The following is a 26,622-nucleotide window of genomic DNA, read 5'->3' as shown; positions in this document are numbered from 1 at the left end:
CGATTTGGGGCCGCTTTGCGGCCCTTTCGCCGGCAAGCCGGCTCCCACAAAAGCTGGGTACGCACCTCTCCTGTGGGAGCTGGCTTGCCAGCGAAAGGGCCGCAAAGCGGCCCCGGTGATACTCAGACCAACTCAGCCCGCTTCAACTCGCTCTTCAGGTAGGCGTAGTAGATCGGCCCGGCCACCACCCCAGGCAGGCCGAACGCCGCCTCGAACACCAGCATCGCCAGCAACAGCTCCCAGGCCTTGGCACTGATCTGGCCGCCGACGATCCGCGCGTTGAGGAAATACTCGACCTTGTGGATAACGATCAAGTACCCCAGCGCCGCCATCGCCACCCAGATCGACAGCGACAGGCCGACGATGGTGATCAGGGTGTTGGACATCAGGTTGCCGATCACCGGCAGCAGCCCGAGCAGGAAGGTCAGCACGATCAGGGTCTTGGTCAGCGGCAGGTGCACGCCGAACAGCGGCAGCACCACGGCAAGGAAGATGCCGGTGAAGAAGGTGTTGAGCAACGAGATCTTGATCTGCGCGAAGACGATGTTGCGAAACGCCTGCACCAGCAGGCTCAGGCGCTCGAACAAGGCCGCGGCCAGGGGCTTGCGCCGGGAAATGTCGGGGATGCGCTGCAGGGCGACGATGGCGCCGAGGATCATGCCGATCAACAGGGTCACGAACATGTGCGCCATGCCCTTGCCGACCAGTTGCAGGTCGCTCAGGTGGCTCTTGATCCATTCGCCGATGGCCACCTTGAACTCGGCGGCGCTGGCCGGCAGGTAGGCTTCGATGAACGGCGGCAACTGGCCACGGGCACGCTCGACCAGGCCCATGAACTTGTCCAGCGAGGCGCCGGGGTTCTCGGCCTCGTGCAGGAGGAAACTGAAGGCGCCGGCAATCAGCAGGGTGAGCGTGCTCACCACCAATGTGCCGAGCAGCGCCACCGCCAGCCAGCGCGCACGCTGCCCGGCGATCAGCGGCTGCAGCCTGGGGGTGAGCATGTTGACCAGCTCGAACACCAGCAGGCCGGCGAGCAGGCTCGGCAGCAGCTTCAGGGGCAGCGCCAGCAACAGGCCGGCCATGACGATGATCCAGCTGGCCAGGGTGACCTGGCGGGGGGTGAAGGTCATACAGCCTCGACGGCAGACAGCGGAAAGTCCCGCAGTCTGCCAGCCTTCACGGCAGAGGCATAGGCGCAGGTCATTTCTTCTTCAGGCAGTCGCTCATGAAGGTCTTGCGCTCGTCGCCCTTGAGCGCCTTGGTGGTGGCATCGGCGTTGCAGGTCTTCATCTTCTCCTGCTGGGTGGCGGCAGGCTTGGCCTTGAGGCAAGTGCTCATGAACGCCTTGCGCTCGTCGCCCTTGAGCGCCTTGGCGGTCGCGTCGGCGTTGCAGGTCTTCATCTTTTCCTGTTGCGCGGTGGCGGCGAATCCTTGCCCCGCGATCAACATGCCCAACACCAGCAGGGGTACGTGCAGCAGCTTCATGGAGTGGTCTCCTTGCCTGCGCGCCGGATGCGCGCTCGTCGCAGCTGAGTGTAGACAAGAATTTTTACATCTCTGTCCGCGCCCGCCGTCGGTACTGTTCCGGCGTGCACCGGGCCTGGCGCTGGAACATGGCTATGAAGGCCGACGCGCTGCTGTAGCCGAGGTCGAAGGCGATGGCCTGGATCGCGGTGCCTGCCTCGAGCGCCTCGATGGCGCGTAGAAAGCGCAGGCGCAGGCGCCATTCGCCGAAGCTCATCCCCAGTTCACGCAGGAACTGCCGCGCCAGGGTGCGTTCGCTGACATGCACCTGCGCGGCCCAGTGGGCCAGCGGGCGGTTGTCGCCGGGTTCGCCATGCAATCCTTCAAGCACCTGGCGCAGGCTGTCGCTGCGGGCGAACGGCAGGTAGCAGGTCTGGGTCTGCGCCAGGTGCAACTGGTCCAGCAGCACCTGTGCCAGGCGCTGGTCACGCTCGTCCCGGGCGATGCGCAGGTCGCGGCGGGCGAAGTCGCCGAGGATCGCCTTGAGGATGTCGCTGATCACCAGGCTGCAGGGTTGTGCAGGCAGCCCGGCACACAAGCTGCGGTCAAGGTAGACCGAGCGGTAGACGATGGCCTGGGGGTTGTAGCAGCCATGCTCGGTATCCGGCGGCACCCACACGGCGTAGTGCGGCGGCGAGATGAAGCGCTGGCCTTCGACGTCCAGGTGCATCAGGCCATGGGATGCGTAGTTGAGCTGGCCCCAGGGGTGACGGTGCGGGGCGCTGTGGGTGTCGGCACCGAATTCGTCGTAGCGAAAGTACACCGGGGCCGGGAGCTGGTCGAAGCGCGGAATGTCGAGGTACTTGCGGGCCATGCTGTCTGCTTCGCGGGGTAGGTTGTCTGGATGGAAGTATAGGCATGCAAGCAGACAAGCGATAATACCCGCCGTCACACCCTCCCTGTAGGAGGGGGCGAGCCCGCTCCTGCAGAGGACACCCGTTACCTGAGAGTCCCAATGAACTACCTCTTCCCCCTCATCGCCATCCTCATCTGGGCCGGCAACACCGTGGTCACCAAGATGTCCGCGGGGGCCATCTTCCCGGCCGAGATCGGTTTCTACCGCTGGCTGCTGGCCGGCCTGTTGTTCACGCCGTTCCTGTTGCCCCAGGTCTGGCGCAACCGCGCGGCGATCCGCCCGCACCTGGGCAAGGTGTTCGTGCTGGGCGTGCTGGGCATGGCCATCTACCAGAGCCTGGCGTACTTCGCCGCCAGCATCACCAGCGCCACCAACATGGGCATCATCCTCTCGCTGATGCCGCTGATGTCACTGGCCCTGTCCATCGCCTGGCTGGGCCAGCGCCTGAGCTACGGCGCGCTGCTGGGCGCGATCGTGTCGTTCTTCGGCGTGCTTGAAGTCGTCTCGGCCGGGCAGCCTGGCACGCTGCTGCACCAGGGCCTGAACAGTGGCGACCTGATGATGCTGGTGGCCACCCTCGCCTATGCGCTGTACAGCTTCCTGCTGAAGAAATGGCAGCTGCGCCTGCCGCCGCTGCAATTGCTCTACCTGCAGGTGCTGGTGGCGATCCTGGTGCTGCTGCCGCTGTTTGTGCTGTCACCGAAGACCGGGCTGAACGGCCACAACCTCGGCCTGGTGCTGTATGCCGGCCTGCTGGCCTCGATGGTCGCGCCGCGAGTATGGATGCAGGCCGTGCATCGCCTGGGCCCGAGCCGCACCACGCTGTTCTTCAACCTGCTGCCGGTGGTCACGGCGGTGATCGCCGCCGTGGTGCTGGACGAGCAATTGGCCAGTTATCACCTGGTCGGCGGTTTGCTGACACTGGTCGGCGTGCTGCTGGCCGAGCGCTGGACAACGCCAGTACGTCGCACGGTCACACCCCCGCGGCCTTGAGCCGTGCGGCATGTTCGGTGAACAGCCGCACCGGTTCGGCGCCCTTGCCCACCGCGCCGAGGGACTGGTTGACGATGTCCAGGTGGTCGAGCGGATAGTCGTCGCCGATCACCTGGCCCAGGTGCGAGCTGAAGCGCCCGACCATGCCGTCGCAGTGGCCCTTCTCGCGCACGAAGCTGCGGGCAAACAAGCGGCAGAAGCGATTGCTGCCGTCGAAGCGGTTCAAGCCCTGGTCGGTGCGGCCCGGCTGCAAGGTGCCTGACCAGGAGTAGTAACGTACGCCGTTCACCTCGGCCGGCCCCTCGCCGCCCCAGACCTCGGGCAGCCCCTGTGGATAAGCCTGGTTGAACAGCGCCACCCCGGCGCTGGTCAGCGACTGGTGCGAGGCATGCACGTCGATCGGCAGCGGATCCCGGCGCCAGCCGGTCTCCAGCCAGCCCAGCAGCACGGCGAAACCATGCAGCACGGCCTTGAGGATGCGCCCCTTGGCAGAGTCGCCCGGCGCCGTGCGTTCAAGGTGGTCGGCCAGCTCCGAGCCATGGTTGGGGCCGGCCACCGAGGTCACCGAGGCCACCCGGTCTGGCCGCTTCGCCGCCGCATAGCGGGCACTGAGCGCGCCCTGGCTGTGGCCGATCAGGTTGACCTTCTCGACCCCCGTCCGCTGGCAGATGTCCTCGATGATGATCAACAGCTGCTCGCCGCGCACCTCACTGGAATGCAGCGGCGATATCTGCACCGGATATACCTGCGCGCCGCCCCGGCGCAATGCCGGGACAATGCCGAACCAGTAGGGATACAGCAGTGCCCGCACGAAACCGAGCATGCCCGGCACCAGCACCAGTGGATAACGCGTGGCCAGTTCCTGACTCATCACCCTGCCCTTTTCCATGGACGACCGGCCCACACTACAGCGTGCCCTGCGTCATTCGCAATCGAACTCCCGGCGCGCTGCGCGGTTCCAAGCAGAACAGACCCTGAGCAAGGAGCGGGACCATGTACAAGCACACCCTGGCCATCCTTCTGGCAAGCGCGACCCTCGCCGCCTGCGGCAGCCGCCCGGAAAACCCGGTGGACTACGTCACCTACCGCGACGAGCCGCTGGTCAAGCAGGTGGAGCACGGCATGACCATGCAGAAGGTCATCGCCATCGGCGGCAGCCCGTCGAATGTCAGCGACCTGCCCCACGGCGGCACCTGCAACGACTACATCCTCAACCGCGATGGCCAGCAACAGCCCTATTACGTGCGCTTCGACGCCACCGGCCATGTCGACGCCAAGGGCTTCAAGACCTGCAAGCAACGCCAGGAAGACAGCGACGCCGTCCACGGCGCATGACACCCCATGACCACCCTGATCCTTTCGGAGATGAACATGAGCGTTGAACTGACCGATGTGAAAACCCTGCGCGAACGTGCCCGCCAGCATGTCGAGCAAGGCGCGGTGACCGAGGGTTACCACGCCGATCGCGAGAATATCCTGCGCCTGCTCAACGAGTCGCTGGCCACCGAGCTGGTCTGCGTGCTGCGCTACAAGCGTCACTACTTCATGGCCAGCGGTATCAAGGCCAGCGTCGCCGCCGAGGAGTTCCTCGAGCACGCCACCCAGGAAGCCGAGCATGCCGACAAGCTGGCCGAACGCATCGTACAGCTGGGCGGCGAGCCGGACTTCAACCCCGACAACCTGACCAAGAATTCCCATGCCCAGTACGTGGCGGGCAGTTCATTGAAGGAGATGGTGCTGGAGGATCTGGTAGCCGAACGGATCGCCATCGACAGCTACCGCGAGATCATCCAGTACATCGGCGATAAAGACCCGACCACGCGGCGCATCTTCGAAGACATCCTGGCCCAGGAAGAAGAGCACGCCGACGATATGTCGGATCTGTTGCAGGGCTTGTAGTGTTGGGGGCGCTGTGCGCCCCAATCGCCGGCAAGCCGGCTCCCACAGGCGATCGGTGATAACTGTGGGAGCGATCGGGCCGCAAAGCGGCCCTACTTCTTGGCCTTCACCGCCGCCGGCGCCTTGCCGGCGCGCATCTGCTGCAACAACGGCGTGCACTGGTTGGGCACATCGCCGCTGCTCGGCGCGATCAGCGCCAGCAGCCCCGCCGCCGGCCCCGCCACCACACCCAAGGCCACCATCCCCGCACCGCGCAAAGCCAGCGGTACTGCCTGCACGCCGGCACTGGGCTTGGCAAACGGCCCGCGCACATACAACGGCGAGCGCAGCGAGAACAGCCGCAACCCTTTCGATTCCGGGGTGATCTTCAGGTCCAGTTGCTCGCTGGCGAAATTGGCCGTGCCGTTAATGTAGATGATCGCGTTCTCGGTATCGAAAACGAACAGGCGGGTGGTCGCCAGGCCCTCCTTGATGCCGACATCGGCCGCGGCACAGTTTATCTTCACTTCCTCATCGCCAAACAGCTTGCCGATCACGTAGTTGCCCACGTTGAGCCCGGCGATCTCCATCAGGCTGCGGCTGATGGCGCCATCGTTGATCAGCAGGCGCAGGTCGCCGTTGGAAGTGCCGAGCAACGCCGCCACCGAGTTGCCCCGGCCACTGATATCGGCGTCGCCGTTGAGCTCGCCGAAGCTGGTCTGCATGGGCGCGAAGCTGGGGAACAATTGCTTGAGCTTGAAGCCCCGGGCGGTGAGCTGGGCGCGCCCCTGCATCGGCGTGCTGCGCCCGTCCAGGCGGATGTTGGAATCGAGGCTGCCCCCGGCCACGCCGAAGCGCAGCGGTTCCAGGCGCAGCAGGCCATCCTCGAGAATCACATGGGCAGACAGGTCATTGAACGGTAGTTTCTCGCTGTGCACGATGCGCTTGCCGGCGAAGGTCACGTCGGCATCCATCGCCCGCCAGCGCTCGGTGCGGAACTCCTCTACCGGCAACACCTTGTTGGCCGGCTGCTTGCTGGCGCCGCCACGGGCCTTCTGCTCGGCGTTCGAATCGGCGCCGATCAACGGTGCCAGGTCCTTGAACAGCAGTTGATTGGAAACCAGGTTGCCGGACAGTTTCGGCCGGGGCTGGCTGGCGACGAAGGCCAGGTCACCATGGATATCACTGTCGCCGATCTTGCCGTTGAAGCCTTCATAGCGGAAATGCGCGCCCTCGGCGGCATGCAGGTTGGCGCTCAGGTGGCCGTCGGTGGCGTAGGGTGGCGTGTCGGGCAGGGTCACGCCGGTCAGCGGGTAGAGGTTGCCCAAGCTGCTGCCGGAGAGCTTCAGGCGCAGGTCGAGGGCCCCCAGGTTCCGGGGGTCGGTCAGGGTACCGGCAAGGGCCACGTGGGTATCGCCGATGCGCACGTCGGCCTGCAGCGGGAACGGCTGGCTGGCATCCTGCAGCGCCAGCAGGCCGCCGATCTTGCCGGTGCCGGCCACCGCCTGGCCCTTGTAGCGCCCCTGGGCCTTGAAGCCGAAGGCATAGTCCTGGGCGTTGCCGGCCTTCTCGGCGCGGGCCTTGCCGACGATGTCGCTGAACGGAATCGGCTTGCCCAGCGGGTCGACCTGCACTTTCATGCTGGTTTTCAGGGTCTGGTCGTCGAAGCTGACATTGCCTTGGTCGAAGCCGATCGCGCCGATGTCCAGCACCCACTTCGACGGCTCCTCGTGCTCATCCTTGGGCCCGAAGTCGAACACCCAGTTGGCCCGGCCATCGACCAGGCGGGTGAGGCTGGCACTGGGCTTGACCAGGTCGATGCGCGGGATGCTGATGCGCTGGACGATCAGCGGCAACGGCGCCAGGCGAAAATCCACCCGCTCCAGGCCCACCATGCGCGGCTCCTTGAGCCATTCGGGGTTGCCCAGGGTGAGGTCTTCGGCGGTGAAGTGCGGCCAGGGCACGAAGGCACGCCAGCCGCCCTCCTCGGGTTCGGTGCGCCAGTGCACCGCGAGGTTGCCATTGATCGCGAAAGGCCGGTGCAGGGCTTCGGAGACTTTCTCGTTGAGCAACGGCTTGACGCGGTTCCAGTCGAAGGTGGCGATCACCACCACCAGGATTGCCAACAGGGTGGCCAGGGTGGCGAGGGTCCAGACGATGATTCTGGCAGGGCGCGTCATTGCGTGATTCTCCTGACTGCATGGAAGGCGGCGCGACGATGGCACTCATTATGTCGGACTGATGAAAACCCGCCGGGTTTAATCCGCGCAGCATGATAACCAAGATTTTCCTGACGATTTTCTCAGCTTTTGGTCTACGGAGCGTGGCAGTGTTACCGGGGAGTCGGCGTGCCTCAATACTCGGCGCATCGCCGAAAACATTGAGCCAGAGCGCTCCAAGCACAGTATCAATGCCGTCGATTGTTACCATTATCCTGATGAACTTTTCTCTGGAGTTACCGGGCGTAGCATTGGCTCCGTACCCACTTTCCAGCCCCCCAGAGGAGCACCGAATCATGAAACGCCATCTGCTGCTGAGCCTGACCCTGTCTGTACTTGCTGCCAACGCCTTCGCCCTGCCAGCCGAAGACCAGCACCTGAGCGCCGAGTCGCGCTCCAGCGCCATCACCGTCAGCCAACCGCTGAACACCCTGGCAGAAGGTGGCGCCGAGCGCCTGCAGGAACGTGCAGGCCGCGTGGCCGAAGGCGGTGCCGAACGCCTGCTCGAACGTAACAACCGTGTTGCCGAAGGTGGCTCTGATCGCCTGATTGAACGCAATGACCGTGTCGCCGAGGGTGGTTCCGATCGCCTGATCGAACGCAACGACCGTGTCGCCGAAGGGGGCTCCGATCGCCTGATCGAACGCAACGACCGCGTCGCCGAGGGTGGTTCCGATCGCCTGATCGAACGCAACGACCGCGTCGCCGAAGGTGGTTCCGATCGCCTCAACGAACGCAACAACCGTGTAGCCGAGGGTGGCTCGGATCGCCTGGTCGAACTCAGCCGTGTGAGCTGATCGCCATGGCCGAAAACAACAACCCTCCGCGTAGCAGCTGCACCCCTCCAAGCCCGGTCCATTGACCGGGCTTCGTTTTTCTATCCAGAATGCCCAGCCGTACCGTCATAGAAGCCTGCCCATGCTGCCGCGCGCCGAACAGAAGCTACAAACCCGCCAGGCCCTGCTGGATGCCGCCTGCCTGCTCATGGAAAGCGGCCGGGGTTTCGGCAGCATCAGCCTGCGCGAGGTGGCCAAGGCCGCCGGCATCGTGCCCACTGGCTTCTACCGTCATTTCCCCGACATGGACGCCCTGGGCCTGGCCCTGGTCGCCGAGGTGGACACCACCTTCCGCCAGACCATCCGCCTGGTGCGCCATAACGAATTCGAACTGGGTGGCATCACCGATGCCTCGGTGCGCATCTTCCTCGACGTGGTCGCCGCCCACCGCGCGCAGTTCCTGTTCCTCGCCCGCGAGCAGTACGGCGGCTCGCAACCGGTGCGCCAAGCCATCGCCCGCCTGCGCCAGGACATCAGCAGCGACCTGGCCACCGACCTTGCGCGCATGCCGCGCTGGCGGCACCTGGACGGCGCCGCCCTGGCGGTGATGGCCGACCTGGTGGTCAAGACCGTGTTCGCCACCCTGCCCGAGCTGATCGACAGCCCCGAACCGGGCCATGCACAGGCGCTGACGGCACAGGAAAAGATCACCCAGCAGTTGCGCTTCATTTTTGTCGGCGCTCGGCACTGGCAGGGGCTGGGCAATCCAGGCTGACGCTCTTGCCCAAACAGGATCGTGGGAGCGCGCTTGCCCCGCGATAGCGCCATCGCGAGGCAAGTCGGGTCGCCGCATCGCCGCTCCCACGCTGCCCGCTCCCACGAACCACTGGCCACTTCTGCTACCATGGCGCCCTGCCCGACCGTCCACGAGCGCCACCATGTCCGACCCCCGCCCCGCACTGACCCGTTTCCAACAGCACTTCGCCGATCGCATCGTGCCGCTGTGGCAAGGCCCAGGCTGGAACGCCGACATGGCACTGCCCTACGAGGCCCTCGACACCCAGCACCGGCCACTGCCGGTGCAACGCTACCGGGCCATGGCCTGCGCCCGCCAGCTGTACCTGTTCAGCAGCCGTATAGAACAACCGGGCGCCGCCGAGCGCGCCGCGGCGCTGTTCCGCTCACTGCAGAAGCACTTCCACGACGCCGAGCACGGCGGCTGGTTCTACAGCATCGACGCCCAGGGCAAGCCGCTGGACCGGCGCAAGGACCTCTACACCCATGCCTTCATCGTCTTCGCCTGCGCCCATTACCTGGGCAAGGTCGGCGAAGGGCTGGTGGAAGCCACGCTCAATGGTGCCCTCGAGGTGATCCACGAGCAGTTCGCCCGCGACGATGGCCTGTACGAGGCCAGCCTGGGTGAGGATTGGTCAGACCTGGGCAGCGGCCCGCTGCAGAACCCGCAGATGCACCTGGCCGAAGCCTTCCTGCAAGTGCTGGCGGTACGTGAGGATGAAGAGGTGCGTCACTCGCTGTTGCAGCTGTGCGACGGCTTGCAGGCGCAGTTCATCGAGCCGCAACACGGCCTGATGCTGGAGAAACCGCGCGGGGCTGTGGATAACTGGTTCGAGCCGGGACACCAGTTCGAATGGTTCTATCTGCTCGACACTTCCGAGTTGCTGCGCGGTACTGCGCTGCATGCCTCCATCGAGCGGGCCTTCGACTTCGCCGAACAGTGCGGCGTGAAGGATGCTGCGGTACTGGCGATGCTGGATGTGGACGGCAAGGTGATCGACGCGACACAGCGTATCTGGGCGCAGGTGGAGTACCTGCGGGCACTGGCCCTGCGACCGGGAAGCGAGGCGCGGCTGCTGGAACAGCTCACGGCGCTGGAGTCACGCTTCCTGCATGAAGGCGGCTGGCATGAGTGCCGCGATGGCGAGGGGGCAGTGAGCCGCCATGACATGCCTTCGACCACGCCCTACCACCTGGCGACTTGCCTGGAAGGCTTGCAGCGCCTGATCTGACACAATCGCGGGGCAAGTCGCATCGGCGCACCGCCGCTCCCGCGTCGTACAGGCATGGGAGCGGGCTTGCAGCGCATCAGCCCTTGAGCGAGCGATCGATCGAGAACCCTGCCCAGTCCTGGCTCACTGGCATCAGCTCAAGGCTGTTGATATTGATATGCGCCGGCTGGTTGAGGATCCAGAAGATGGTCTCGGCGATGTCCTGCGGCTGGATCGGCTCGGCACCGGCGTAGGTGGCGTCGTACTTGGCTTGGTCGCCGCCGAAACGCACCAGCGAGAACTCGCTTTCGCACAGCCCCGGCTCGATGTTGCTGACCCGCACGCCAGTGCCGCGCAGGTCGCAGCGCAGGCTCAGCGAGAACTGGCCGACGAAGGCCTTGGTGCCGCCATACACATTCGCGCCGGGGTACGGGTAGTTGCCCGCTACCGAACCGACATTGAGAATCGACGCGCCGCGCCCGTGGGCGATCAGGCGCGGCAACAGCAAGCGGGTGGTGTACATCAGGCCTTTGATGTTGGTGTCGACCATGGTTTCCCAGTCGTCCAGGCTGCAGTTCTGCGCCGCATCCACACCCAATGCCAGGCCGGCATTGTTGACCAGGCCCTGGAGCTTGTCGAAGCTCGGCGGCAGGCTGGCGATGGCGGCCTCCATGGCCTGGCGATCACGCACATCGACCACCAGCCCATGCACCTCGGTCTTGGCCGAGAGTTCTTGGCACAGCGCATCCAGGCGCTCCTTGCGGCGACCGGTGAGCACCAGCTTCCAGCCAGCATCGGCGAAACGGCGGGCGGTGGCCTCACCGAAACCGGAAGTCGCGCCAGTGATGAATACGGTGGACGTCATGCTCTTCTCCTTGGGTGTGCTCGGCAGGCCTTGCAGCATGCCCGGCGCAAGCGTTGTCGACAACCGTTTCAGCCACTGGTCAAAAAACGTACAGACGCTGAAAAGCCCCGTGATTGCGGGCTTTCGTCAGGCTATGCGCATCTTATCCACAAGGCTTTCCCCACAGATTGGGGGCAACTTGTCGGTTCCAGGGAACCTTTGCTTGCTGTGGACATCTGCCCGTGATGGCGCAACGCTTTCAACCTGCCGTCTGCGGCGGTCTGTCCAAAGTTTTTTCACAGACTTATCCACAGAACTCAGATAGCTGTGGATGAACCGCGCTGCTGCTAAAAACCCTCAATAAATCATGCACAAGCAAGACCTGATCAAAAAACGAACAGTTCCTTGGAGGCTGCGGTACACAAGGGCTTGAGCAAGGTGCCACCATGTTTTCCACAGGCGGTTCCACATAATCCGTGGAAAGTTTTCCAGCTGTGGAAACAATAGCTTGCGTGGGAGTTGTGGAGTGCTTCGAGAAAGATATGCGACAACTTGTCCACATCTCGACTGACTTGGGTTGGGGCTGCATGGCAGCCCCCTTCGCCGGCAAGCCGGCTCCCACTCCGGTTGCATGGCCCTCAAGCCAAGCACCACCCCTGTGGGAGCCGGCTTGCCGGCGAAAGGGCCGCGCTGCGGCCCCAGTGCTGGATCAGTGCCCGCCCAGGTAGGCGTTACGCACCTCCTCGTTGACCAACAGCTCCTGCCCAGTCCCGGTCATGCGAATCTGCCCGTTGACCATCACATAGGCCCTGTCCGACAGCTTCAATGCATGGTTGGCATTTTGCTCGACCAGGAAAATGGTCATCCCGGTCTGCGCCAGCTCGCGCAGGGTCGAGAAGATCTGCTTGACCACGATCGGCGCCAGCCCCAGCGACGGCTCATCGAGCAGCAACAGCTTGGGCCGGCTCATCAGCGCCCGGGCAATCGCCAGCATCTGCTGCTCCCCCCCGGACATGGTCATGGCCCGCTGGTTGCGCCGCTCCTTGAGCCGCGGAAACAGTTCGTACATGCGCTGCATGTCCTGATCTGCATGCTTGTCGCCGATCGGGATGGTGCCCATCATCAGGTTTTCCTCGACGCTCATGTCGGGGAACACACGACGCCCCTCCGGGGACTGGGCGATGCCATTGGACGCGATGTAGTGCGACGACTTGCGGGTGATGTCGGTGCCGCGATACACGATCTGCCCGGATGCCGCGCGCGGCTGGCCGAAGATCGACATCAGCAGCGTGGACTTGCCCGCGCCGTTGGCGCCGATCAGGCTCACCGTCTCGCCCTCGTTGATGTGCATCGAGACCTTCTTCAGGGCCTGGATCGGCCCATAGAACACATCCAGGTCCTTCAGCTCGAGAATGGGCGCGCTCATGTCAGTTCCTCTTCGTCGGCACCCAGGTAGGCGGCAATCACCGTCGGGTTGTGGCGGATATCCTGCGGTGATCCCTCGGCGATCACGTTGCCGTGGTCGAGCACGACGATGTGGTCGGAGATGCTCATGACCATGCCCATGTCGTGCTCGATCAGCACCACGGTGATGTCATGCTCGTCGCGCAGCACGCGGATCATGCGGCTCAGCGCTTCGGTTTCCTGGGGGTTGAGGCCGGCAGCCGGTTCGTCCAGGCAGATGATCTTCGGCCGGGTGCACATGGCCCGGGCAATCTCCAGGCGGCGCTGCTGCCCGTAGGACAGCTCACCGGCCAGGCGGTTGGCGCAGTCCACCAGGTCGACCACCTCCAGCCAGTAGAACGCATGGTCGAGGGCATCGCTCTCGGCCTTGCGATAACCCGGGGTATTGAGCACCCCGGCCAGCAGGTTGCGGTTGACCCACATGTGCTGGGCCACTAGCAGGTTCTCCACCACCGACATTTCCTTGAACAGGCGGATGTTCTGGAAAGTGCGCGCCAGCCCGGCGCGGTTGACCAGGTGGGTACCGCCGAACATCTTGTAGTACAGGCGGTTGGCGAAGCGTGCCGGCGAAACGAAGTCCGCCGCCCGGAAGCGCTCGCCGAGCAGCTGGATGACGTTGGTGTGGCTGCCGCGCACGTTCAGTTCGATCCGCCCGCCGGTAGCCTTGTAGAAGCCCGTGAGGCAGTTGAACACCGTGGTCTTGCCCGCGCCATTGGGGCCGATCAGGGCGAAGATCTGATTGCGTTTGACCTGCAGGCTGACATCGCTGAGCGCCTTGATCCCACCGAACTGCATCATCAGGTTGTCTACAGACAGAATGACTTCGTCGCTCATGGCGCCACTCCTTTACGCGGGACCACGCCGGTACGGCTGATGCGGATCAGCCCCCGCGGTCGCCAGATCATCATCAGCACCATCAGCACGCCGAACAGCAGCACCCGGTATTCGGAGAAGCTGCGCAGCAGCTCGGGCGCCACGGTCAGCACGAACGCCGCGATCACCACGCCCACGGTCGAGCCCATGCCGCCGAGCACGACGATGGCCAGGATCAGCGCGGACTCGAAGAAGGTGAACGACGATGGGTTGACGAAGCCCTGGTAGGTGGCAAAGAACACCCCGGCAAGGCCTGCGGTAGACGCGCCGAGGGTGAACGCGGAAAGCTTGACCAGTACGTGGTTCAGGCCCATCGAGCGGCAGGCGATCTCGTCCTCGCGCAAGGCTTCCCAGGCGCGGCCCACCGGCATGCGGGTCAGCCGGTGCTTGACGTAGAGCACCGCCAGCACCACCAGGAACAGCACCGCGTAGATGAACACGAACTTGAGGTTGGCGTTGTATTCGAAGCCGAAGAACTCGTGGATCGGCACCCCGCCATCCTTGGCCCGGCGGCCGAACTCCAGGCCCAGGAAGGTCGGCGACGGCGCCGGCATGCCGTTGGGGCCGCCAGTGAACGACAGCCAGTTGTTCAGCACCAGGCGGATGATTTCACCGAAGCCAAGGGTGACGATGGCCAGGTAGTCGCCATGCATGCGCAACACCGGGAAGCCGAGGATGCACCCCGCCAGCGCCGCGGCGATGGCCGCCAGCGGCAGCACGCTCCAGAAGCCCAGGCCCAGGTACTGGTAGCCCAGCGCCAGGCCGTAGGCACCGATCGCGTAGAACGCCACATAGCCCAGGTCGAGCAGGCCGGCCAGGCCGACCACGATGTTCAGGCCCAGCCCCAGCAACACATAGATCAGGCCGAGGATGACCACGGTCAGCAGGTACTTGTTGGCAAAGATCGGGAACACGATGGCGATAACGATCAGCGCCGGGATGATGTAGCGCAGGCGCGACTTGTAGTTCGGCGCCAGCACATGCACGCCCGAGCCGCCGCTGTCGAAGCCCTGAAGCATGCGTTGGCCGGTCGGCGTTTGCAGGAACAGGCTGAGGATGAATCGCCCGACCATCACGCCGCCGACCAGCCAGGCCACGCGGGCGGGTTCGGCATTGAACGTGTAGCCATCGAGCACAACGCCGACGACGGGGCCGAAGACGATAAGGGCCAGCAGGCCCGCGACGAGGGTCTCCAGCAGGCTGCGTTTAAGGTCGAAACCCTTGGTTTGCGAAGCAGAGGCAGTATTGGCAACGGACATGTTTCACACCTTAGCCACGAGCGGGCGACCCAGCAGGCCTTGGGGACGGAAGATGAGGATCATCACCAGCAGCGAGAAGCTGAACACGTCCTTGTAGTCGGAGTTGATCAGGCCGGAGAACAACGATTCGGAAATCCCCAGGATGATCCCACCAAGCATGGCCCCCGGCAGCGAGCCAATGCCGCCGAGCACCGCGGCGGTGAAGGCCTTGATACCGATGATGAAGCCGGCGTAGAAATCGAAGGTGCCGTAGTTCATGGTGATCAGCACGCCGGCCAGCGCAGCCATCACCGCACCGATGACGAACACGTAGGAGATTACCCGGTCGGTATTGATGCCCAGGATCGAGGCCATCTTGCGGTCTTGTTGCGTGGCCCGGCACATGCGCCCGAGCTTGGTGTACTTGATCACGTAGGTGAGCAGTGCCATGCCGACGAAGGCAGCCACCAGGATGAAGATCTTGGTGTAGGTCAGTTGCACGAAACCGGTGCCCACTTCGACACGCATGGCGCCTTCAAGCAGGGTCGGTACGCCTTGCTGGCGGGCACCCTGGCTGATCTGCGCGTAGTTCTGCAGGATCAGCGAAATGCCGATGGCGCTGATCAAGGGCGCGAGGCGAGTGGAGTTGCGCAGGGGTTTGTAGGCGATGCGTTCGATGGTGAAGCCGTAGACGCCGGTGACGACGATGGTGAACAACAGGGTGCCCAGCATCAGCAGCGGAAACGACTCGATACCGAAGTAGGCCAGCAATGCCAGGCTGATCGCCGCGAGGTACGCGGAGATCATGTACACCTCGCCGTGCGCGAAGTTGATCATGCCGATGATGCCATAGACCATTGTGTAGCCGATGGCGATCAGGCCATAGACCGACCCGAGGGTCAGGCCGTTGACCAGTTGCTGCAGGAAAATACCATCCATAACGCAATCTCACCTGATTGAGATTGCACGAGCGCCGACCACGCAGGGCCCGGGTGCAGCGGCCCTCGCAGCGCAGAACTGTGCACATCTACTGACAAAGACAGGTACCGCGGGGCAACGGCCCGGGGCATCGCGCGCCCGGGCCGGATGCCATTGTTATTTTTGTTTTTCCAGCTGGTGGTACTTGCCGTTGGCATCCCACTGGTAGACCACGTAGTCGGAAACCGTCAGGTCGCCCTTCTGGTCCCACTTCTTCTCGCCCATGACGGTCTTGACCGGGTTGGCCTTGAGCCACTTGGCGGCGTCCTCGCCCTTGTTCGACTTGGCGCCGTTGAACGCGGCGGCCAGGGCCTGCACCGATGCGTAGGCATACAGGGTGTAGCCTTCAGGCTCGGTGCCGTTCTTGCGGAACTCCTCGACCACCGCCTTGCTGTCGGGCAGCAGGCGCGGGTCGGCGCCGAAGGTCATGTACACGCCATTGGTGTACTGGGCGCCGCCGGCGGTGGCCACCAGTTCGTCGGTGACGATGCCGTCGTCGGACATGAATGCCACGTCCTTCAGGCCCTGCTCGCGCAGCTGGCGCACCAGAGGGCCTGCCTCCGGGTGCAGGCCGCCGAAGTAGACGACGTCGGCACCGGCGGCGCGGATCTTGGTGACCACGGCGCTAAAGTCTTTCTCGCCGCGGGTCAGGCCCTCGTACAGCACCGGGGTGACGCCGCGCTTGATCAGCTGGGCCTTGGTGGCGTCGGCCAGACCCTGGCCATAGGTGTCCTTGTCGTGCAGCACCACCACCTTCTTGCCCTTGAGCACGTCGACAATGTAGTTGCCGGCGACGATGCCCTGCTGGTCGTCACGGCCGCACATGCGGAACATCGCGGACAGGCCGCGCTCGGTCACCTGCGGGTTGGTGGAGCCGGGAGTGATGGCGATCACGCCGGCCTCATCGTAAACCTCGGAAGCGGGGATGGTGTTGGAGGAGCAGAAGTGACCGACCACGCCCGCCACCTTGTCCTGGTCGACCAGGCGGTTGGCCACGGATACTGCCTGCTTCGGCTCGCAAGCGTCATCGCCCTTGACCAGCACGATCTTCTCGCCGTTGACGCCGCCGGCCTTGTTGATCACGTCGGCCGCGGCCTGCGCACCTTTCATGTACTGCTCGCCAAACGCTGCGTTGGCTCCGGTCATCGGGCCCGCGACGCCGATCTTGATGTCGGCCTGAACATACGAAGAAACACCCAGTGCGGTGGCTACAGCCAGTGCCAGGAAACCTTTCTTGTAAAACGTCTGCGACATGAGGTGGTGCTCCTAGAATATTTTTTTTGGTTGGCACTACAACTTCTCAGCCCTGTGCTCCGAGCAAGGGCCGTGCCAGTGGTTTTGTCTTCCGGGAAAACACACGACAAGGGATGAACAGAGGCGACCGGCGGCCTTTTCTTTATTGAGCGTGCAACCGTCTGCCGCACGGCAAGTGGCACCCACACGCCTAGACAAGGAGCAACCATCGCCCGCCATCATTGCAACCCTCGCAAGTGTTAACGTGCAACCGCGCTGTAACAGCGGACGTCACCGAACTGCACACCACTGGTGCGCGACTGCTACAGGGAGCACTGTTTGAAGGCTAGCTGGCGCACGGTAAATTACCTGTCGCGGCCATGATCGCGGGCGATGCGGGAGCAGGCTTGCCCCGCGATGTGAGCACATGCAAAAGCAAAAGGCTGGCACAATAGCCGCCATTGCCCGCTTTGGAGCTTCCCCCTGATGAGCGAGAGCGCATTCGCCGAGCGCATCGTGCACAACCTGCTCGACACCGACTTCTACAAGCTCACAATGATGCAGGGCGTCCTGCACAACTACCCGGACGCCGATGTCGAGTGGGAGTTTCGCTGCCGCAACGGCGAGGACCTGCGCCCCTACCTGGGCGAGATCCGCAACCAGCTCGAGCTGCTCAGCGAGCTGACCCTGGATGACGGTCAACTGGCCTTCCTCGAGCGCATCAATTTCCTCAAGCCAGACTTCCTGCGCTTCCTGCGCCTGTTCCGTTTCAACCTGCGCTATGTGCGTATCGGCATCGAGAACGACCAACTGTTCCTGCGCCTGAAAGGCCCATGGCTGCATGTGATCCTGTTCGAAGTGCCGCTGCTGGCCATCATCAGCGAAGTGCGCAACCGCCACCTGCACCCGCGCATGCGCCTGGCCGAAGCCCGCGACCAGCTATATCGCAAGTTCGACTGGCTGCGCGCCCACGCCAGCGTCGACGAACTGGCCGAACTGCAGGTGGCCGACTTTGGCACCCGCCGGCGCTTCTCCAGCCGCGTGCAGGAAGACGTGGTGCGGGTGCTGCGCGATGAGTTCCCGGGCCGCTTCGTCGGCACCAGCAACGTCGACCTGGCATGGAAGCTGGATATCAAGCCCCTGGGCACCATGGCCCACGAATGGATCATGGCCCACCAGCAGCTAGGCCCACGGCTGATCGACAGCCAGATCGCCGCCCTGGACTGCTGGGTGCGCGAGTACCGTGGACTGCTCGGCATCGCCCTGACCGACTGCATCACCATGGATGCCTTCCTGAAGGATTTCGACCTGTACTTCGCCAAGCTGTTCGATGGCCTGCGCCACGATTCGGGCGAGCCGGTGGCCTGGGCGGAAAAGGCCATCGCCCATTATCAGAAGCTCGGTATCGACCCGATGACCAAGACCCTGGTGTTCTCCGATGGCCTGAACCTGACCCGCTCGCTGGAAATCTTCCGTGCCTTGCGCGGGCGCATCAACGTCAGCTTTGGCATCGGTACCAACCTGACGTGCGACATCCCCGGCGTGGCACCGATGAACATCGTGCTTAAAATGACCGACTGCAACGGCTCGCCGGTGGCGAAGATCTCCGACGAAGCCGCCAAGACGCAGTGCCGTGACGAAAACTTCGTCGCTTACATGCGCCACGTATTCAAAGTCCCCAGCAAGGAGTAACCCATGCAAGCCGTTCAGCAAGAGATTGCCCGGGCGCTCAAGGTGCAGCCGCCATTCGCCGATGCTGCCGCCCTTGAGCAGGAAGTGGCCCGGCGCGTGGCGTTCATCAAGGACTGCCTGGCCAATGCCCGGCTCAAGACCCTGGTGCTGGGCATCAGTGGCGGTGTCGACTCGCTGACCGCCGCCCTGCTCGCGCAGCGCGCCATCAGCGAGCTGCGCGACGAAACCGGCGACAAGGCATATACCTTCATCGCCGTGCGCCTGCCGTACCACGTGCAGCACGACGAGCACGACGCCCAGGCCTGCCTGGAGGTGATCAAGGCCGACGAGGTGCACACCATCGACATCGCGCCAGCCGTAAAGGCCTTGGCGGCGGAGGTCGAGGAACTGAAAAACGGCTCGCCGACCCTGGTCGACTTCGTCGTTGGCAACGTCAAGGCGCGCACGCGCATGGTCGCCCAATACACCGTCGCCGGTGCCCGTGCGGGCCTGGTGATCGGCACGGATCACGCGGCCGAAGCGGTGATGGGCTTCTTCACCAAGTTCGGTGACGGGGCCTGCGACCTGGCGCCGCTGAGCGGGCTGGTGAAAAACCAGGTGCGCTCCATTGCGCGCAGCTTTGGCGCGCCGGAATCGCTGGTGGAAAAAGTACCGACCGCGGACCTCGAAGACCTCGAACCGGGCAAGCCGGACGAAGCGTCCCACGGCGTGACCTACCAGCAGATCGACGCCTTCCTGCACGGTGAGCCGGTGAGCCAGGAGGCGTTCGACATCATCGTCGCCACCTACCGCAAGACCCAGCACAAGCGCGAGCTGCCGTTCGCCCCTTGATCCGGCTATGAAAACAACTGTGGGAGCGTGCCTGCCCTGCGATGACGTTGGTGGTTTCACCTTCGCCATCGCGGGGCAAGCCCGCTCCCACAAGGGTACTGCGTCAGGCGTCGCTTACTTGACGACGACCTTGCCCTTCATCATCGAGATGTGGCCAGGGAAGGTGCAGAAGAAGCTGTAGTCGCCACCGGCTTCCAGCTTGGAAGTATCGAGCTTGAAGGTGTCTTTTTCGCCGGCACCGATCATCTTGGTGTGGCCGATGATCGCGGCGTTGTCGGCCTTGATGTAATCCTTGTCCAGGCCTTGCGACATGCCTTCGGTGGCGATGGCCTGCATGTCGGCGGTCTTGCTGATGACCAGGTTGTGGCCCATGACGTTCTTCGGCAGGCTGCCACCGTGGGTCAGTTCGATCTCGACGGTCTTGCAGCTCTTGTCGACGGTGAATTCCTTGGTGTTGAACGACATCTGGTCGGTCGAGTCGACAGTCACCTTGCAGTCGGCGGCAAAGACGGAGGCGCTGGCGAGGGTCAGCAGGGATACCGCTACAGCTTTCGCAAACATCATGAATCTCCTTGGCAGGGTTTTATCAATTGCGAGACTGCCTGAAAACCGGACGCCCGTACCTGATATGGGTCAAGAGGTGTCAAGTCGCCAGCCAGTAGATTTGTTCAATGGATTGTATACAACCAATCAAAGTGCACATCATGCCCTCTTAATGGACGATGAGACAACCTCTCAATTAGGAGCAATGTCATGACATTGAGCAGCATGATGCGCAGCCTGCTGGCAGCCTACGCCTGTGGCGCGGCCGGTTCGGCAGTCTGCGAATTCGCCCGCCCCGAATGATCCCCTTGGAACCGACAGGCATGCGCCTTACCCTGTGCGCGCATGTAAAGGGAGATAAGCAATGCCTGTACGTTCCGTTTGTGTCTTCTGTGGCGCCAGCATCGGTGCCAACCCTGCCTACCGTGAAGCCGCCGTCGCCCTCGGCCAGACCATCGCACGCCGTGGCCTGACGCTGGTGTACGGCGGCGGCGCGGTCGGCCTGATGGGCACCGTCGCCGATGCCGCCATGGCTGCCGGAGGTGAAGTCGTCGGCATCATCCCGCAAAGCCTGATGAACGCCGAAATCGGCCACAAGGGCCTGACCCGCCTGGAGGTGGTGGATGGCATGCATGCGCGCAAGGCGCGCATGGCCGAACTCAGCGACGCCTTCATCGCCCTGCCGGGTGGCCTGGGTACGCTGGAGGAGCTGTTCGAGGTGTGGACCTGGGGGCAACTAGGCTATCACGCCAAGCCGCTGGGCCTGCTCGATGTGAATGGGTTCTATGCGAAGCTCGGCGGGTTCCTCGACCATATTGTCGAGGAAGGCTTCGTGCGGTCGCAGCACCGGGCGATGCTGTTGCTCGGGGAGCAGCCGGATGAGTTGCTGGACGGGATGGATCGATTCGAGTCGCCGGTGTTGCCGAAGTGGGTGGACAAGAAGCCTGATTAATCGAAAAGGGGCTGCGCTGCAGCCCATCGCCGGCAAGCCGGCTCCCACAGGTGCAGCACATGCCTTGCCCTAGTGGGAGCCGGCTTGCCGGCGATGGGCCGCAACGCGGCCCCTTTTATGATCAGCGCGGAATGACCGGCTGGCGCGGCTTCTTGCCCTTGCCGCCACCACCCTTGGCCGCTTCCTTGCGCTCCTTGGCCGCCTGCTGGTTGCGGGCGAACGCCTCGGCCTTGGCTTTCTCGCGCTTGTCCCACGGCTTGCTGCCATCGCTGGCACGCGGCGGCAGGCCGGTGTGCTGGGTGAGGATCTTCTGGTCCTTGCCCACCTTGTGACTGCCGGCCGGGGTCGAGTTCTTGCGCCGCGCACTCTGGTAAGTGTCGGTCGCCGGCTGGTGCAGCGGGATCAGCTGGTGCTTGCCCGGCCCGATCAGGTCGGCGCGGCCCATGCGCTGCAGCGCCTCGCGCAGCATCGGCCAGCCCTTTGGATCGTGATAACGCAGGAACGCCTTGTGCAAGCGGCGCTGCTCCTCGCTCTTGACGATCTCCACCCCTTCGCTCTTGTAGGTGACCTTGCGCAGCGGGTTCTTGCCCGAATGGTACATGGCGGTGGCCGAAGCCATCGGCGACGGATAGAACGCCTGCACCTGGTCGGCGCGGAAGCCATTGCCCTTGAGCCACAGGGCCAGGTTCATCATGTCTTCGTCGGTGGTACCCGGGTGGGCGGCGATGAAATAAGGGATCAGGTACTGCTCCTTGCCCGCCTCTTTCGAGAACTTCTCGAACATGCGCTTGAAGCGGTCGTAGGTGCCGATGCCCGGCTTCATCATCTTGTCCAGCGGACCACGCTCGGTGTGCTCCGGGGCGATCTTCAGGTAACCACCGACGTGGTGGGTGACCAGCTCACGCACGTACTCCGGCGACTCGACCGCCAGGTCGTAGCGCAGGCCCGAGGCGATCAGGATCTTCTTGACCCCCGGCAGGGCACGAGCCTTGCGATACAGCTCGATCAGCGAGCTGTGGTCGGTGTTGAGGTTCTCGCAGATGCCCGGGAACACGCACGAAGGCTTGCGGCAGTGCTTCTCGATGTCGTGGCTCTTGCAGGCGATGCGGTACATGTTGGCGGTCGGGCCGCCGAGGTCGGAGACCACGCCGGTGAAGCCCGGCACCTTGTCGCGCATCTCCTCGATCTCGTGCAGGATCGACTCGTGGGAGCGGTTCTGGATGATCCGGCCTTCGTGCTCGGTGATCGAGCAGAAGGTGCAGCCACCGAAGCAGCCACGCATGATGTTCACCGAGAAGCGGATCATCTCGTAGGCCGGGATGCGCTCCTTGCCATACGCCGGGTGCGGGATGCGCGCATAGGGCATGCCGAACACATAGTCCATCTCTTCGGTGGTCATGGGAATGGGAGGCGGGTTGAACCACACGTCCACCTCGCCATGCTTCTGCACCAGGGCGCGGGCATTGCCCGGGTTGGTCTCCAGGTGCAGCACGCGGTTGGCGTGGGCATAGAGCACCGGGTCGTTGCGCACCTTCTCGAACGACGGCAGGCGGATCACCGACTTCTCGCGGGTGACGCTCGGGCTGTCGAGGATCTGCACGACCTTGGCTTCGTTCGGGTCTTCCTGGTCGCCCTTGGCCTGCTCGATGGCACAGGCCTGGGTGTCCTGGGTGTTCACGTACGGGTTGATGATCTTGTCGACGCGGCCCGGGCGGTCGATACGGGTGGAGTCGATCTCGAACCAGCCCTGCGGGGTGTCGCGACGAATGAACGCGGTGCCGCGCACATCGGTGATGTGCTCGATGCTTTCACCCTGGGACAGGCGCTGGGCAACCTCGACGATCGCGCGTTCGGCGTTGCCGTACAGCAGGATGTCGGCACTGGCGTCGACCAGGATCGAGTGGCGGACCTTGTCCTGCCAGTAGTCGTAATGGGCGATGCGGCGCAGCGAGGCCTCGATGCCGCCGAGCACGATCGGCACGTGCTTGTAGGCCTCCTTGCAGCGCTGGCTGTACACCAGGCTGGCGCGGTCCGGACGCTTGCCGGCCATGCCGCCTGGCGTGTAGGCGTCGTCGGAACGGATTTTCTTGTCCGCGGTGTAGCGGTTGATCATCGAGTCCATGTTGCCCGCCGCGACCCCGAAGAACAGGTTCGGCTCGCCGAGCTTCATGAAGTCGTCCTTCGACTGCCAGTTCGGCTGGGCGATGATGCCCACCCGGAAGCCCTGGGCCTCGAGCAGGCGGCCGATGATGGCCATGCCGAACGATGCGTGGTCGACGTAGGCGTCACCGGTCACGATGATGATGTCGCAGGAATCCCAGCCGAGCTGATCCATCTCCTCCCTGCTCATCGGCAGGAACGGCGCTGGCCCGAAGCATTCGGCCCAGTACTTGGGATAGTCGTAGAGTGGTTTGGCTGCTTGCATGTCAGTGACCGGTTCTAATGTGCAGGAAAATCGCGGGCGCGGAATATAGCACAAATTTTGACCAAATCCGACGGTGGTGGTCGGATTCATCTGTAGCTTCCACCTGGCCCTATCGCCGGCAAGCCGGCCCCCACAGGAGCGCTGCTGCCGGGGATAGGCTCGGTGATTACTCGTCGTCGTCGAAGTTGTACATGCCCGGCGCGAGGTTCTCGAAGCGGGTGTACTTGCCGATGAACGCCAGGCGAATGAAGCCGATGGGGCCGTTACGCTGCTTGCCGATGATGATCTCGGCCACGCCCTTGTGCTCGGTCTCGGGGTGATACACCTCGTCACGGTAGACGAACATGATCACGTCGGCGTCCTGCTCGATCGCACCCGATTCACGAAGGTCGGAGTTGACCGGGCGCTTGTTGGGGCGCTGCTCCAGGGAGCGGTTGAGCTGTGACAGGGCGATTACCGGGCAGTTGAATTCCTTGGCCAGCGCCTTGAGCGAGCGGGAGATCTCGGAAATCTCGTTGGTCCGGTTGTCACCGGCAGAGCCCGGGATCTGCATCAGCTGCAGGTAGTCGACCATGATCATGGCGATCTCGCCATGCTCGCGAGCCAGGCGGCGGGTGCGCGCACGCATTTCCGATGGGCTGATGCCGGCGGTATCGTCGATGAACAGCTTGCGGTCGTTCAGCAGGTTGACCGCCGAGGTCAGCCGCGGCCAGTCGTCGTCGTCCAGCTGACCGGAACGCACCTTGGTCTGGTCGATGCGCCCCAGGGACGACAGCATACGCATGATCAGCGATTCACCGGGCATCTCGAGGGAGAACACCAGCACCACCTTGTCGCTGCGCAACACGGCGTTTTCCACCAGGTTCATGGCGAAGGTGGTCTTGCCCATCGACGGACGGCCCGCGACGATGATCAGGTCGGCGGCCTGCAGGCCGCTGGTCTTTTCGTCCAGGTCGGTGAAACCGGTGGACACGCCGGTGATGTCGCTGTCGGAGTTGAACAGCGTGTCGATACGGTCGATGGCCATGGTCAACAACTCATTGACCCCCACCGGCCCGCCGGTCTTCGGCCGCGCCTCGGCGATCTGGAAGATCTGCCGTTCGGCGTCGTCGAGGATCTCTTCGGCGTTACGCCCCTGCGGGTTGAAGGCGTTGTCGGCGATATCGGTGCTGATGCTGATCAGCTGCCGCAGCGTGGCCCGCTCGCGGATGATCGCGGCGTAGGCCTTGATGTTGGCCACCGACGGGGTGTTCTTGGCCAGTTCGGCGAGATAGGCCAGGCCGCCCACCTGGGTAGACACGCCTTCCTTGTCCAACTGCTCGTGCAGAGTAACCACGTCGAACGGCTGGTTCGCATCCACCAGCTTGTGGATGGCGCGGAAGATCAGGCGATGGTCATGCCGATAGAAATCGCCATCCGACACCTGATCCAGCACCCGCTCCCAGGCGTTGTTGTCCAGCATCAGACCACCGAGCACGGCCTGTTCGGCCTCGATGGAATGCGGCGGCACCTTCAGGGCAGCGGTTTGCAGGTCGAGTTGTTCGGGGGTGGTGATCTCGTTCATGGCCACGAAAGAATTCTGGAAGATGAAAAAGACAAAGGGCACGGCCTGCGCAAAACAGGACCGTGCCCGATGTTAACCGCCTGGCCCGCGAGGGACCAGCCGATTACGCAGCTTAGGCAGCTACGACAACCACACGTACGGTGGCTTCAACGTCGCTGTGCAGGTGCACGGCTACGTCGTACTCGCCAACCTGACGGATGGTGCCGTTCGGCAGACGAACTTCAGCCTTGGCCACTTCAACGCCGGAGGCGGTCAGGGCGTCAGCGATGTCGTGGGTGCCGATCGAACCGAACAGCTTGCCTTCGTCGCCAGCGGTGGCAGTGATGGTCACTTCCAGCTCGGCCAGTTGGGCAGCGCGGCTTTCAGCCGAAGCTTTTTTCTCTGCGGCGGCTTTTTCCAGCTCGGCGCGGCGTTCTTCGAACGCGGCCAGGTTGGCGGCGTTGGCAACGGTGGCCTTGCCGAATGGCAGCAGGAAGTTACGGCCGTAACCAGCCTTAACGTTTACTTTGTCGCCCAGGTTGCCCAGGTTGGCGACTTTTTCCAGCAGGATCAGTTCCATTTGGTAAAACCTCTTAACTTTTAACCTTCACCGTTCGCGGAGTCGTCACCCTGTGAAGGGGACTTGCGACCGCGAAAATCAATCAGGCTGTCGACAATGGCCAGAACCACGAGCAACGGATACATCAGCTGCATGAGCAGCGGCAACGTCACGTACATCCCCACCAGCCAGAAACCGGCCAGTCGCCCTTGTGCCACCAGCCCGTGAATCAGGGCGATGCCAGCGAGCAGCAGCACCAGGCTGGACGCACTGGCCAGGACGATGAACTGAGACCCGATGAACGGGCCCAACACCATCAATGACACCAGCACCAGCATGGGTACCAGCGGCAGCCTCAGTTCGCGAAACTCGCGCCCGAAACCACCGGGGTTGTACAACGCAGCCTGCCAATAGCGCGCCAGCATCAAGGCCAGCAGGCTGAACAGCTGCAGCATTACCGCACTGGAAGCGACCAGCAAAGGGCCGATCAGCTCACCAGGTAGTACTGGTTGGCCCTCGAACTGCGGCAGAGCTTTTTCAAGCGCCTTGGCCAGCACCTCGAAGGTTTCGCGCATCACCGCATCCAGGATCAGGCTGTACAGCAAGCCTAATGCGACACTGGACAGCAGTACCCGGGTCCAGGAATGCCCGGCGCGCAACGAGGCGGCCAGACCCAGCGTTCCCAAAAGCACCAGCAAGGTGCTCGGTTCGCCGAAGAACCCCATGATCAACGCTGGCAAAAGGCCCCAGGCGATGACCGATGAAGCGTCCTTGAACCCGCGCCGCAGGAGCACCAGGCTCCCGGCAGCGGCACTCAACCAGAACAGCAGCGGCAGTACCGCGCTGATGACCACCACGAGGGTGGCCTGCACACGACCGCGCATGATGAAACTTGCCAACGCTCGCATGCTTATCCCTTGCTACTTAGTCGACGACCCGGTCTCAGCGGCCGTGGCTGTCGGTGTAGGGCAGCAGGGCCAGGAAGCGGGCGCGCTTGATAGCGGTGGCCAGCTGACGCTGATAACGAGCTTTGGTACCGGTGATGCGGCTTGGAACGATCTTGCCGGTTTCGGATACGTAAGCTTTCAGGGTGTTGAGATCTTTGAAGTCGATCTCTTTCACGTCTTCAGCAGTGAAGCGGCAGAATTTACGACGACGGAAGAAACGTGCCATGTAATAGGCTCCTCAAAAGGTC

26 protein-coding genes are annotated in these 26,622 nt (G+C 63.5%); 9 read left to right on the top strand and 17 right to left on the bottom strand.

The window, feature by feature from the left end:
- Positions 1–122: 122 nt before the first annotated feature.
- The 3 genes from LOY42_RS03065 to LOY42_RS03055 all read right to left on the bottom strand — a co-directional run bounded on the left by LOY42_RS03065 (position 123) and on the right by LOY42_RS03055 (position 2,338).
- Positions 123–1,130, bottom strand: a complete 1,008-nt coding sequence (locus LOY42_RS03065; protein WP_046854025.1) for an AI-2E family transporter — start codon at positions 1,128–1,130, stop codon at positions 123–125.
- A 70-nt stretch (positions 1,131–1,200) separates the two neighbouring features.
- Entirely contained in the window at positions 1,201–1,485 is a 285-nt protein-coding gene (locus LOY42_RS03060) for a PsiF family protein (RefSeq protein WP_046854024.1), read from the bottom strand.
- A gap of 64 nt (positions 1,486–1,549) precedes the next feature.
- On the bottom strand, positions 1,550–2,338 hold the full coding sequence (locus LOY42_RS03055; protein WP_258599764.1) for a helix-turn-helix transcriptional regulator: 789 nt from the start codon (positions 2,336–2,338) through the stop codon (positions 1,550–1,552).
- Between the two features lie 141 nt (positions 2,339–2,479).
- On the opposite strand from LOY42_RS03055, the gene LOY42_RS03050 reads away from it, so the two are divergent.
- Positions 2,480–3,373, top strand: coding sequence for a DMT family transporter (locus LOY42_RS03050; RefSeq protein WP_102683963.1), 894 nt, complete (start codon positions 2,480–2,482; stop codon positions 3,371–3,373).
- Here the strand turns inward: LOY42_RS03050 and LOY42_RS03045 are convergent.
- Positions 3,354–4,244: a triacylglycerol lipase gene (locus LOY42_RS03045; RefSeq protein WP_102683962.1), complete on the bottom strand. Its 891-nt coding sequence runs from the start codon at positions 4,242–4,244 to the stop codon at positions 3,354–3,356. The genes LOY42_RS03050 and LOY42_RS03045 overlap by 20 nt on opposite strands.
- Positions 4,245–4,366: 122 nt before the next feature.
- Here LOY42_RS03045 and osmE point away from each other — a divergent pair, with 122 nt between their 5' ends.
- A complete protein-coding gene (osmE, locus tag LOY42_RS03040; RefSeq protein WP_102683961.1) occupies positions 4,367–4,708 on the top strand; it encodes an osmotically-inducible lipoprotein OsmE in 342 nt (113 codons plus the stop codon).
- Between the two features lie 6 nt (positions 4,709–4,714).
- Positions 4,715–5,272, top strand: coding sequence for a bacterioferritin (locus LOY42_RS03035; protein ID WP_177486066.1), 558 nt, complete (start codon positions 4,715–4,717; stop codon positions 5,270–5,272).
- Between the two features lie 92 nt (positions 5,273–5,364).
- Here LOY42_RS03035 and LOY42_RS03030 read toward each other — a convergent pair whose 3' ends face one another.
- Positions 5,365–7,431, bottom strand: coding sequence for an AsmA family protein (locus tag LOY42_RS03030; RefSeq protein WP_258599763.1), 2,067 nt, complete (start codon positions 7,429–7,431; stop codon positions 5,365–5,367).
- A gap of 335 nt (positions 7,432–7,766) precedes the next feature.
- Between LOY42_RS03030 and LOY42_RS03025 the strand changes: the two genes are divergently transcribed.
- From LOY42_RS03025 to LOY42_RS03015, 3 genes are all read left to right on the top strand, one after another.
- A complete protein-coding gene (locus LOY42_RS03025; RefSeq protein ID WP_198755618.1) occupies positions 7,767–8,267 on the top strand; it encodes a phage infection protein in 501 nt (166 codons plus the stop codon).
- Positions 8,268–8,388: 121 nt separating this feature from the next.
- Positions 8,389–9,021: a TetR family transcriptional regulator gene (locus LOY42_RS03020; RefSeq protein ID WP_102683958.1), complete on the top strand. Its 633-nt coding sequence runs from the start codon at positions 8,389–8,391 to the stop codon at positions 9,019–9,021.
- Between the two features lie 163 nt (positions 9,022–9,184).
- Positions 9,185–10,273, top strand: a complete 1,089-nt coding sequence (locus LOY42_RS03015; RefSeq protein ID WP_139673801.1) for an AGE family epimerase/isomerase — start codon at positions 9,185–9,187, stop codon at positions 10,271–10,273.
- A gap of 76 nt (positions 10,274–10,349) precedes the next feature.
- On the opposite strand, the gene LOY42_RS03010 is transcribed toward LOY42_RS03015, so the two are convergent.
- From LOY42_RS03010 to LOY42_RS02985, 6 genes are all read right to left on the bottom strand, one after another.
- Positions 10,350–11,117, bottom strand: a complete 768-nt coding sequence (locus LOY42_RS03010; RefSeq protein ID WP_110701808.1) for an SDR family oxidoreductase — start codon at positions 11,115–11,117, stop codon at positions 10,350–10,352.
- A gap of 688 nt (positions 11,118–11,805) precedes the next feature.
- Positions 11,806–12,522, bottom strand: a complete 717-nt coding sequence (locus LOY42_RS03005) for an ABC transporter ATP-binding protein (protein ID WP_102683956.1) — start codon at positions 12,520–12,522, stop codon at positions 11,806–11,808.
- The gene (locus tag LOY42_RS03000; protein WP_031314650.1) at positions 12,519–13,394 is read right to left on the bottom strand and encodes an ABC transporter ATP-binding protein; all 876 of its coding nucleotides are present in this window, start codon (positions 13,392–13,394) and stop codon (positions 12,519–12,521) included. The genes LOY42_RS03005 and LOY42_RS03000 overlap by 4 nt, the downstream gene beginning before the upstream one ends.
- Positions 13,391–14,692, bottom strand: coding sequence for a high-affinity branched-chain amino acid ABC transporter permease LivM (livM, locus tag LOY42_RS02995; RefSeq protein WP_139673804.1), 1,302 nt, complete (start codon positions 14,690–14,692; stop codon positions 13,391–13,393). The genes LOY42_RS03000 and livM overlap by 4 nt, the downstream gene beginning before the upstream one ends.
- A 3-nt stretch (positions 14,693–14,695) precedes the next feature.
- Positions 14,696–15,610: an ABC transporter permease subunit gene (locus LOY42_RS02990; RefSeq protein WP_102683954.1), complete on the bottom strand. Its 915-nt coding sequence runs from the start codon at positions 15,608–15,610 to the stop codon at positions 14,696–14,698.
- Positions 15,611–15,766: 156 nt separating this feature from the next.
- On the bottom strand, positions 15,767–16,903 hold the full coding sequence (locus tag LOY42_RS02985; RefSeq protein WP_046854013.1) for a branched-chain amino acid ABC transporter substrate-binding protein: 1,137 nt from the start codon (positions 16,901–16,903) through the stop codon (positions 15,767–15,769).
- Between the two features lie 465 nt (positions 16,904–17,368).
- Here LOY42_RS02985 and pncB point away from each other — a divergent pair, with 465 nt between their 5' ends.
- Both pncB and nadE read left to right on the top strand, forming a co-directional pair.
- Positions 17,369–18,574 (top strand): nicotinate phosphoribosyltransferase, encoded by a 1,206-nt coding sequence (pncB, locus tag LOY42_RS02980; protein ID WP_139673810.1) that lies wholly within the window; start codon positions 17,369–17,371, stop codon positions 18,572–18,574.
- Between the two features lie 3 nt (positions 18,575–18,577).
- The gene (gene nadE / locus LOY42_RS02975) at positions 18,578–19,405 is read left to right on the top strand and encodes an ammonia-dependent NAD(+) synthetase (RefSeq protein ID WP_139673813.1); all 828 of its coding nucleotides are present in this window, start codon (positions 18,578–18,580) and stop codon (positions 19,403–19,405) included.
- A 114-nt stretch (positions 19,406–19,519) separates the two neighbouring features.
- Here nadE and azu read toward each other — a convergent pair whose 3' ends face one another.
- On the bottom strand, positions 19,520–19,966 hold the full coding sequence (gene azu / locus LOY42_RS02970; RefSeq protein WP_102683950.1) for an azurin: 447 nt from the start codon (positions 19,964–19,966) through the stop codon (positions 19,520–19,522).
- A 346-nt stretch (positions 19,967–20,312) separates the two neighbouring features.
- Here azu and LOY42_RS02965 point away from each other — a divergent pair, with 346 nt between their 5' ends.
- Complete coding sequence (locus LOY42_RS02965) at positions 20,313–20,900, top strand: TIGR00730 family Rossman fold protein (protein WP_139673816.1); 588 nt, start codon at positions 20,313–20,315, stop codon at positions 20,898–20,900.
- A 121-nt stretch (positions 20,901–21,021) separates the two neighbouring features.
- Here LOY42_RS02965 and LOY42_RS02960 read toward each other — a convergent pair whose 3' ends face one another.
- The 5 genes from LOY42_RS02960 to rpsR form a co-directional block, all read right to left on the bottom strand.
- Positions 21,022–23,325 (bottom strand): YgiQ family radical SAM protein, encoded by a 2,304-nt coding sequence (locus LOY42_RS02960; RefSeq protein WP_046854008.1) that lies wholly within the window; start codon positions 23,323–23,325, stop codon positions 21,022–21,024.
- A 166-nt stretch (positions 23,326–23,491) separates the two neighbouring features.
- On the bottom strand, positions 23,492–24,889 hold the full coding sequence (dnaB, locus tag LOY42_RS02955) for a replicative DNA helicase (RefSeq protein ID WP_046854007.1): 1,398 nt from the start codon (positions 24,887–24,889) through the stop codon (positions 23,492–23,494).
- Between the two features lie 112 nt (positions 24,890–25,001).
- Positions 25,002–25,448 carry a 50S ribosomal protein L9 gene (rplI, locus tag LOY42_RS02950; protein WP_046854006.1) on the bottom strand — a complete coding sequence of 149 codons (447 nt, stop codon included), beginning with the start codon at positions 25,446–25,448 and terminating at the stop codon, positions 25,002–25,004.
- Between the two features lie 20 nt (positions 25,449–25,468).
- Positions 25,469–26,335, bottom strand: a complete 867-nt coding sequence (locus tag LOY42_RS02945; RefSeq protein WP_046854005.1) for a hypothetical protein — start codon at positions 26,333–26,335, stop codon at positions 25,469–25,471.
- Between the two features lie 34 nt (positions 26,336–26,369).
- Positions 26,370–26,600: a 30S ribosomal protein S18 gene (rpsR, locus tag LOY42_RS02940; protein WP_003249563.1), complete on the bottom strand. Its 231-nt coding sequence runs from the start codon at positions 26,598–26,600 to the stop codon at positions 26,370–26,372.
- Positions 26,601–26,622 lie beyond the last annotated feature (22 nt).

The sequence above is a fragment of the Pseudomonas sp. B21-023 genome (assembly GCF_024749165.1).
Lineage (GTDB): Bacteria > Pseudomonadota > Gammaproteobacteria > Pseudomonadales > Pseudomonadaceae > Aquipseudomonas.
Note: the sequence above shows the minus strand (reverse complement) of the source record. Positions and strands in the feature narration are given on the sequence as shown.

Bases quoted from the DNA above. Each gene is read 5' to 3' on its own strand.
- LOY42_RS03065 (WP_046854025.1), bottom strand. From the start codon at position 1,130: ATGACCTTCACCCCCCGCCAGGTCACCCTGGCCAGCTGGATCATCGTC.
- LOY42_RS03060 (WP_046854024.1), bottom strand. From the start codon at position 1,485: ATGAAGCTGCTGCACGTACCCCTGCTGGTGTTGGGCATGTTGATCGCG.
- LOY42_RS03055 (WP_258599764.1), bottom strand. From the start codon at position 2,338: ATGGCCCGCAAGTACCTCGACATTCCGCGCTTCGACCAGCTCCCGGCC.
- LOY42_RS03050 (WP_102683963.1), top strand. From the start codon at position 2,480: ATGAACTACCTCTTCCCCCTCATCGCCATCCTCATCTGGGCCGGCAAC.
- LOY42_RS03045 (WP_102683962.1), bottom strand. From the start codon at position 4,244: ATGAGTCAGGAACTGGCCACGCGTTATCCACTGGTGCTGGTGCCGGGC.
- osmE (WP_102683961.1), top strand. From the start codon at position 4,367: ATGTACAAGCACACCCTGGCCATCCTTCTGGCAAGCGCGACCCTCGCC.
- LOY42_RS03035 (WP_177486066.1), top strand. From the start codon at position 4,715: ATGACCACCCTGATCCTTTCGGAGATGAACATGAGCGTTGAACTGACC.
- LOY42_RS03030 (WP_258599763.1), bottom strand. From the start codon at position 7,431: ATGACGCGCCCTGCCAGAATCATCGTCTGGACCCTCGCCACCCTGGCC.
- LOY42_RS03025 (WP_198755618.1), top strand. From the start codon at position 7,767: ATGAAACGCCATCTGCTGCTGAGCCTGACCCTGTCTGTACTTGCTGCC.
- LOY42_RS03020 (WP_102683958.1), top strand. From the start codon at position 8,389: ATGCTGCCGCGCGCCGAACAGAAGCTACAAACCCGCCAGGCCCTGCTG.
- LOY42_RS03015 (WP_139673801.1), top strand. From the start codon at position 9,185: ATGTCCGACCCCCGCCCCGCACTGACCCGTTTCCAACAGCACTTCGCC.
- LOY42_RS03010 (WP_110701808.1), bottom strand. From the start codon at position 11,117: ATGACGTCCACCGTATTCATCACTGGCGCGACTTCCGGTTTCGGTGAG.
- LOY42_RS03005 (WP_102683956.1), bottom strand. From the start codon at position 12,522: ATGAGCGCGCCCATTCTCGAGCTGAAGGACCTGGATGTGTTCTATGGG.
- LOY42_RS03000 (WP_031314650.1), bottom strand. From the start codon at position 13,394: ATGAGCGACGAAGTCATTCTGTCTGTAGACAACCTGATGATGCAGTTC.
- livM (WP_139673804.1), bottom strand. From the start codon at position 14,692: ATGTCCGTTGCCAATACTGCCTCTGCTTCGCAAACCAAGGGTTTCGAC.
- LOY42_RS02990 (WP_102683954.1), bottom strand. From the start codon at position 15,610: ATGGATGGTATTTTCCTGCAGCAACTGGTCAACGGCCTGACCCTCGGG.
- LOY42_RS02985 (WP_046854013.1), bottom strand. From the start codon at position 16,903: ATGTCGCAGACGTTTTACAAGAAAGGTTTCCTGGCACTGGCTGTAGCC.
- pncB (WP_139673810.1), top strand. From the start codon at position 17,369: ATGAGCGAGAGCGCATTCGCCGAGCGCATCGTGCACAACCTGCTCGAC.
- nadE (WP_139673813.1), top strand. From the start codon at position 18,578: ATGCAAGCCGTTCAGCAAGAGATTGCCCGGGCGCTCAAGGTGCAGCCG.
- azu (WP_102683950.1), bottom strand. From the start codon at position 19,966: ATGTTTGCGAAAGCTGTAGCGGTATCCCTGCTGACCCTCGCCAGCGCC.
- LOY42_RS02965 (WP_139673816.1), top strand. From the start codon at position 20,313: ATGCCTGTACGTTCCGTTTGTGTCTTCTGTGGCGCCAGCATCGGTGCC.
- LOY42_RS02960 (WP_046854008.1), bottom strand. From the start codon at position 23,325: ATGCAAGCAGCCAAACCACTCTACGACTATCCCAAGTACTGGGCCGAA.
- dnaB (WP_046854007.1), bottom strand. From the start codon at position 24,889: ATGAACGAGATCACCACCCCCGAACAACTCGACCTGCAAACCGCTGCC.
- rplI (WP_046854006.1), bottom strand. From the start codon at position 25,448: ATGGAACTGATCCTGCTGGAAAAAGTCGCCAACCTGGGCAACCTGGGC.
- LOY42_RS02945 (WP_046854005.1), bottom strand. From the start codon at position 26,335: ATGCGAGCGTTGGCAAGTTTCATCATGCGCGGTCGTGTGCAGGCCACC.
- rpsR (WP_003249563.1), bottom strand. From the start codon at position 26,600: ATGGCACGTTTCTTCCGTCGTCGTAAATTCTGCCGCTTCACTGCTGAA.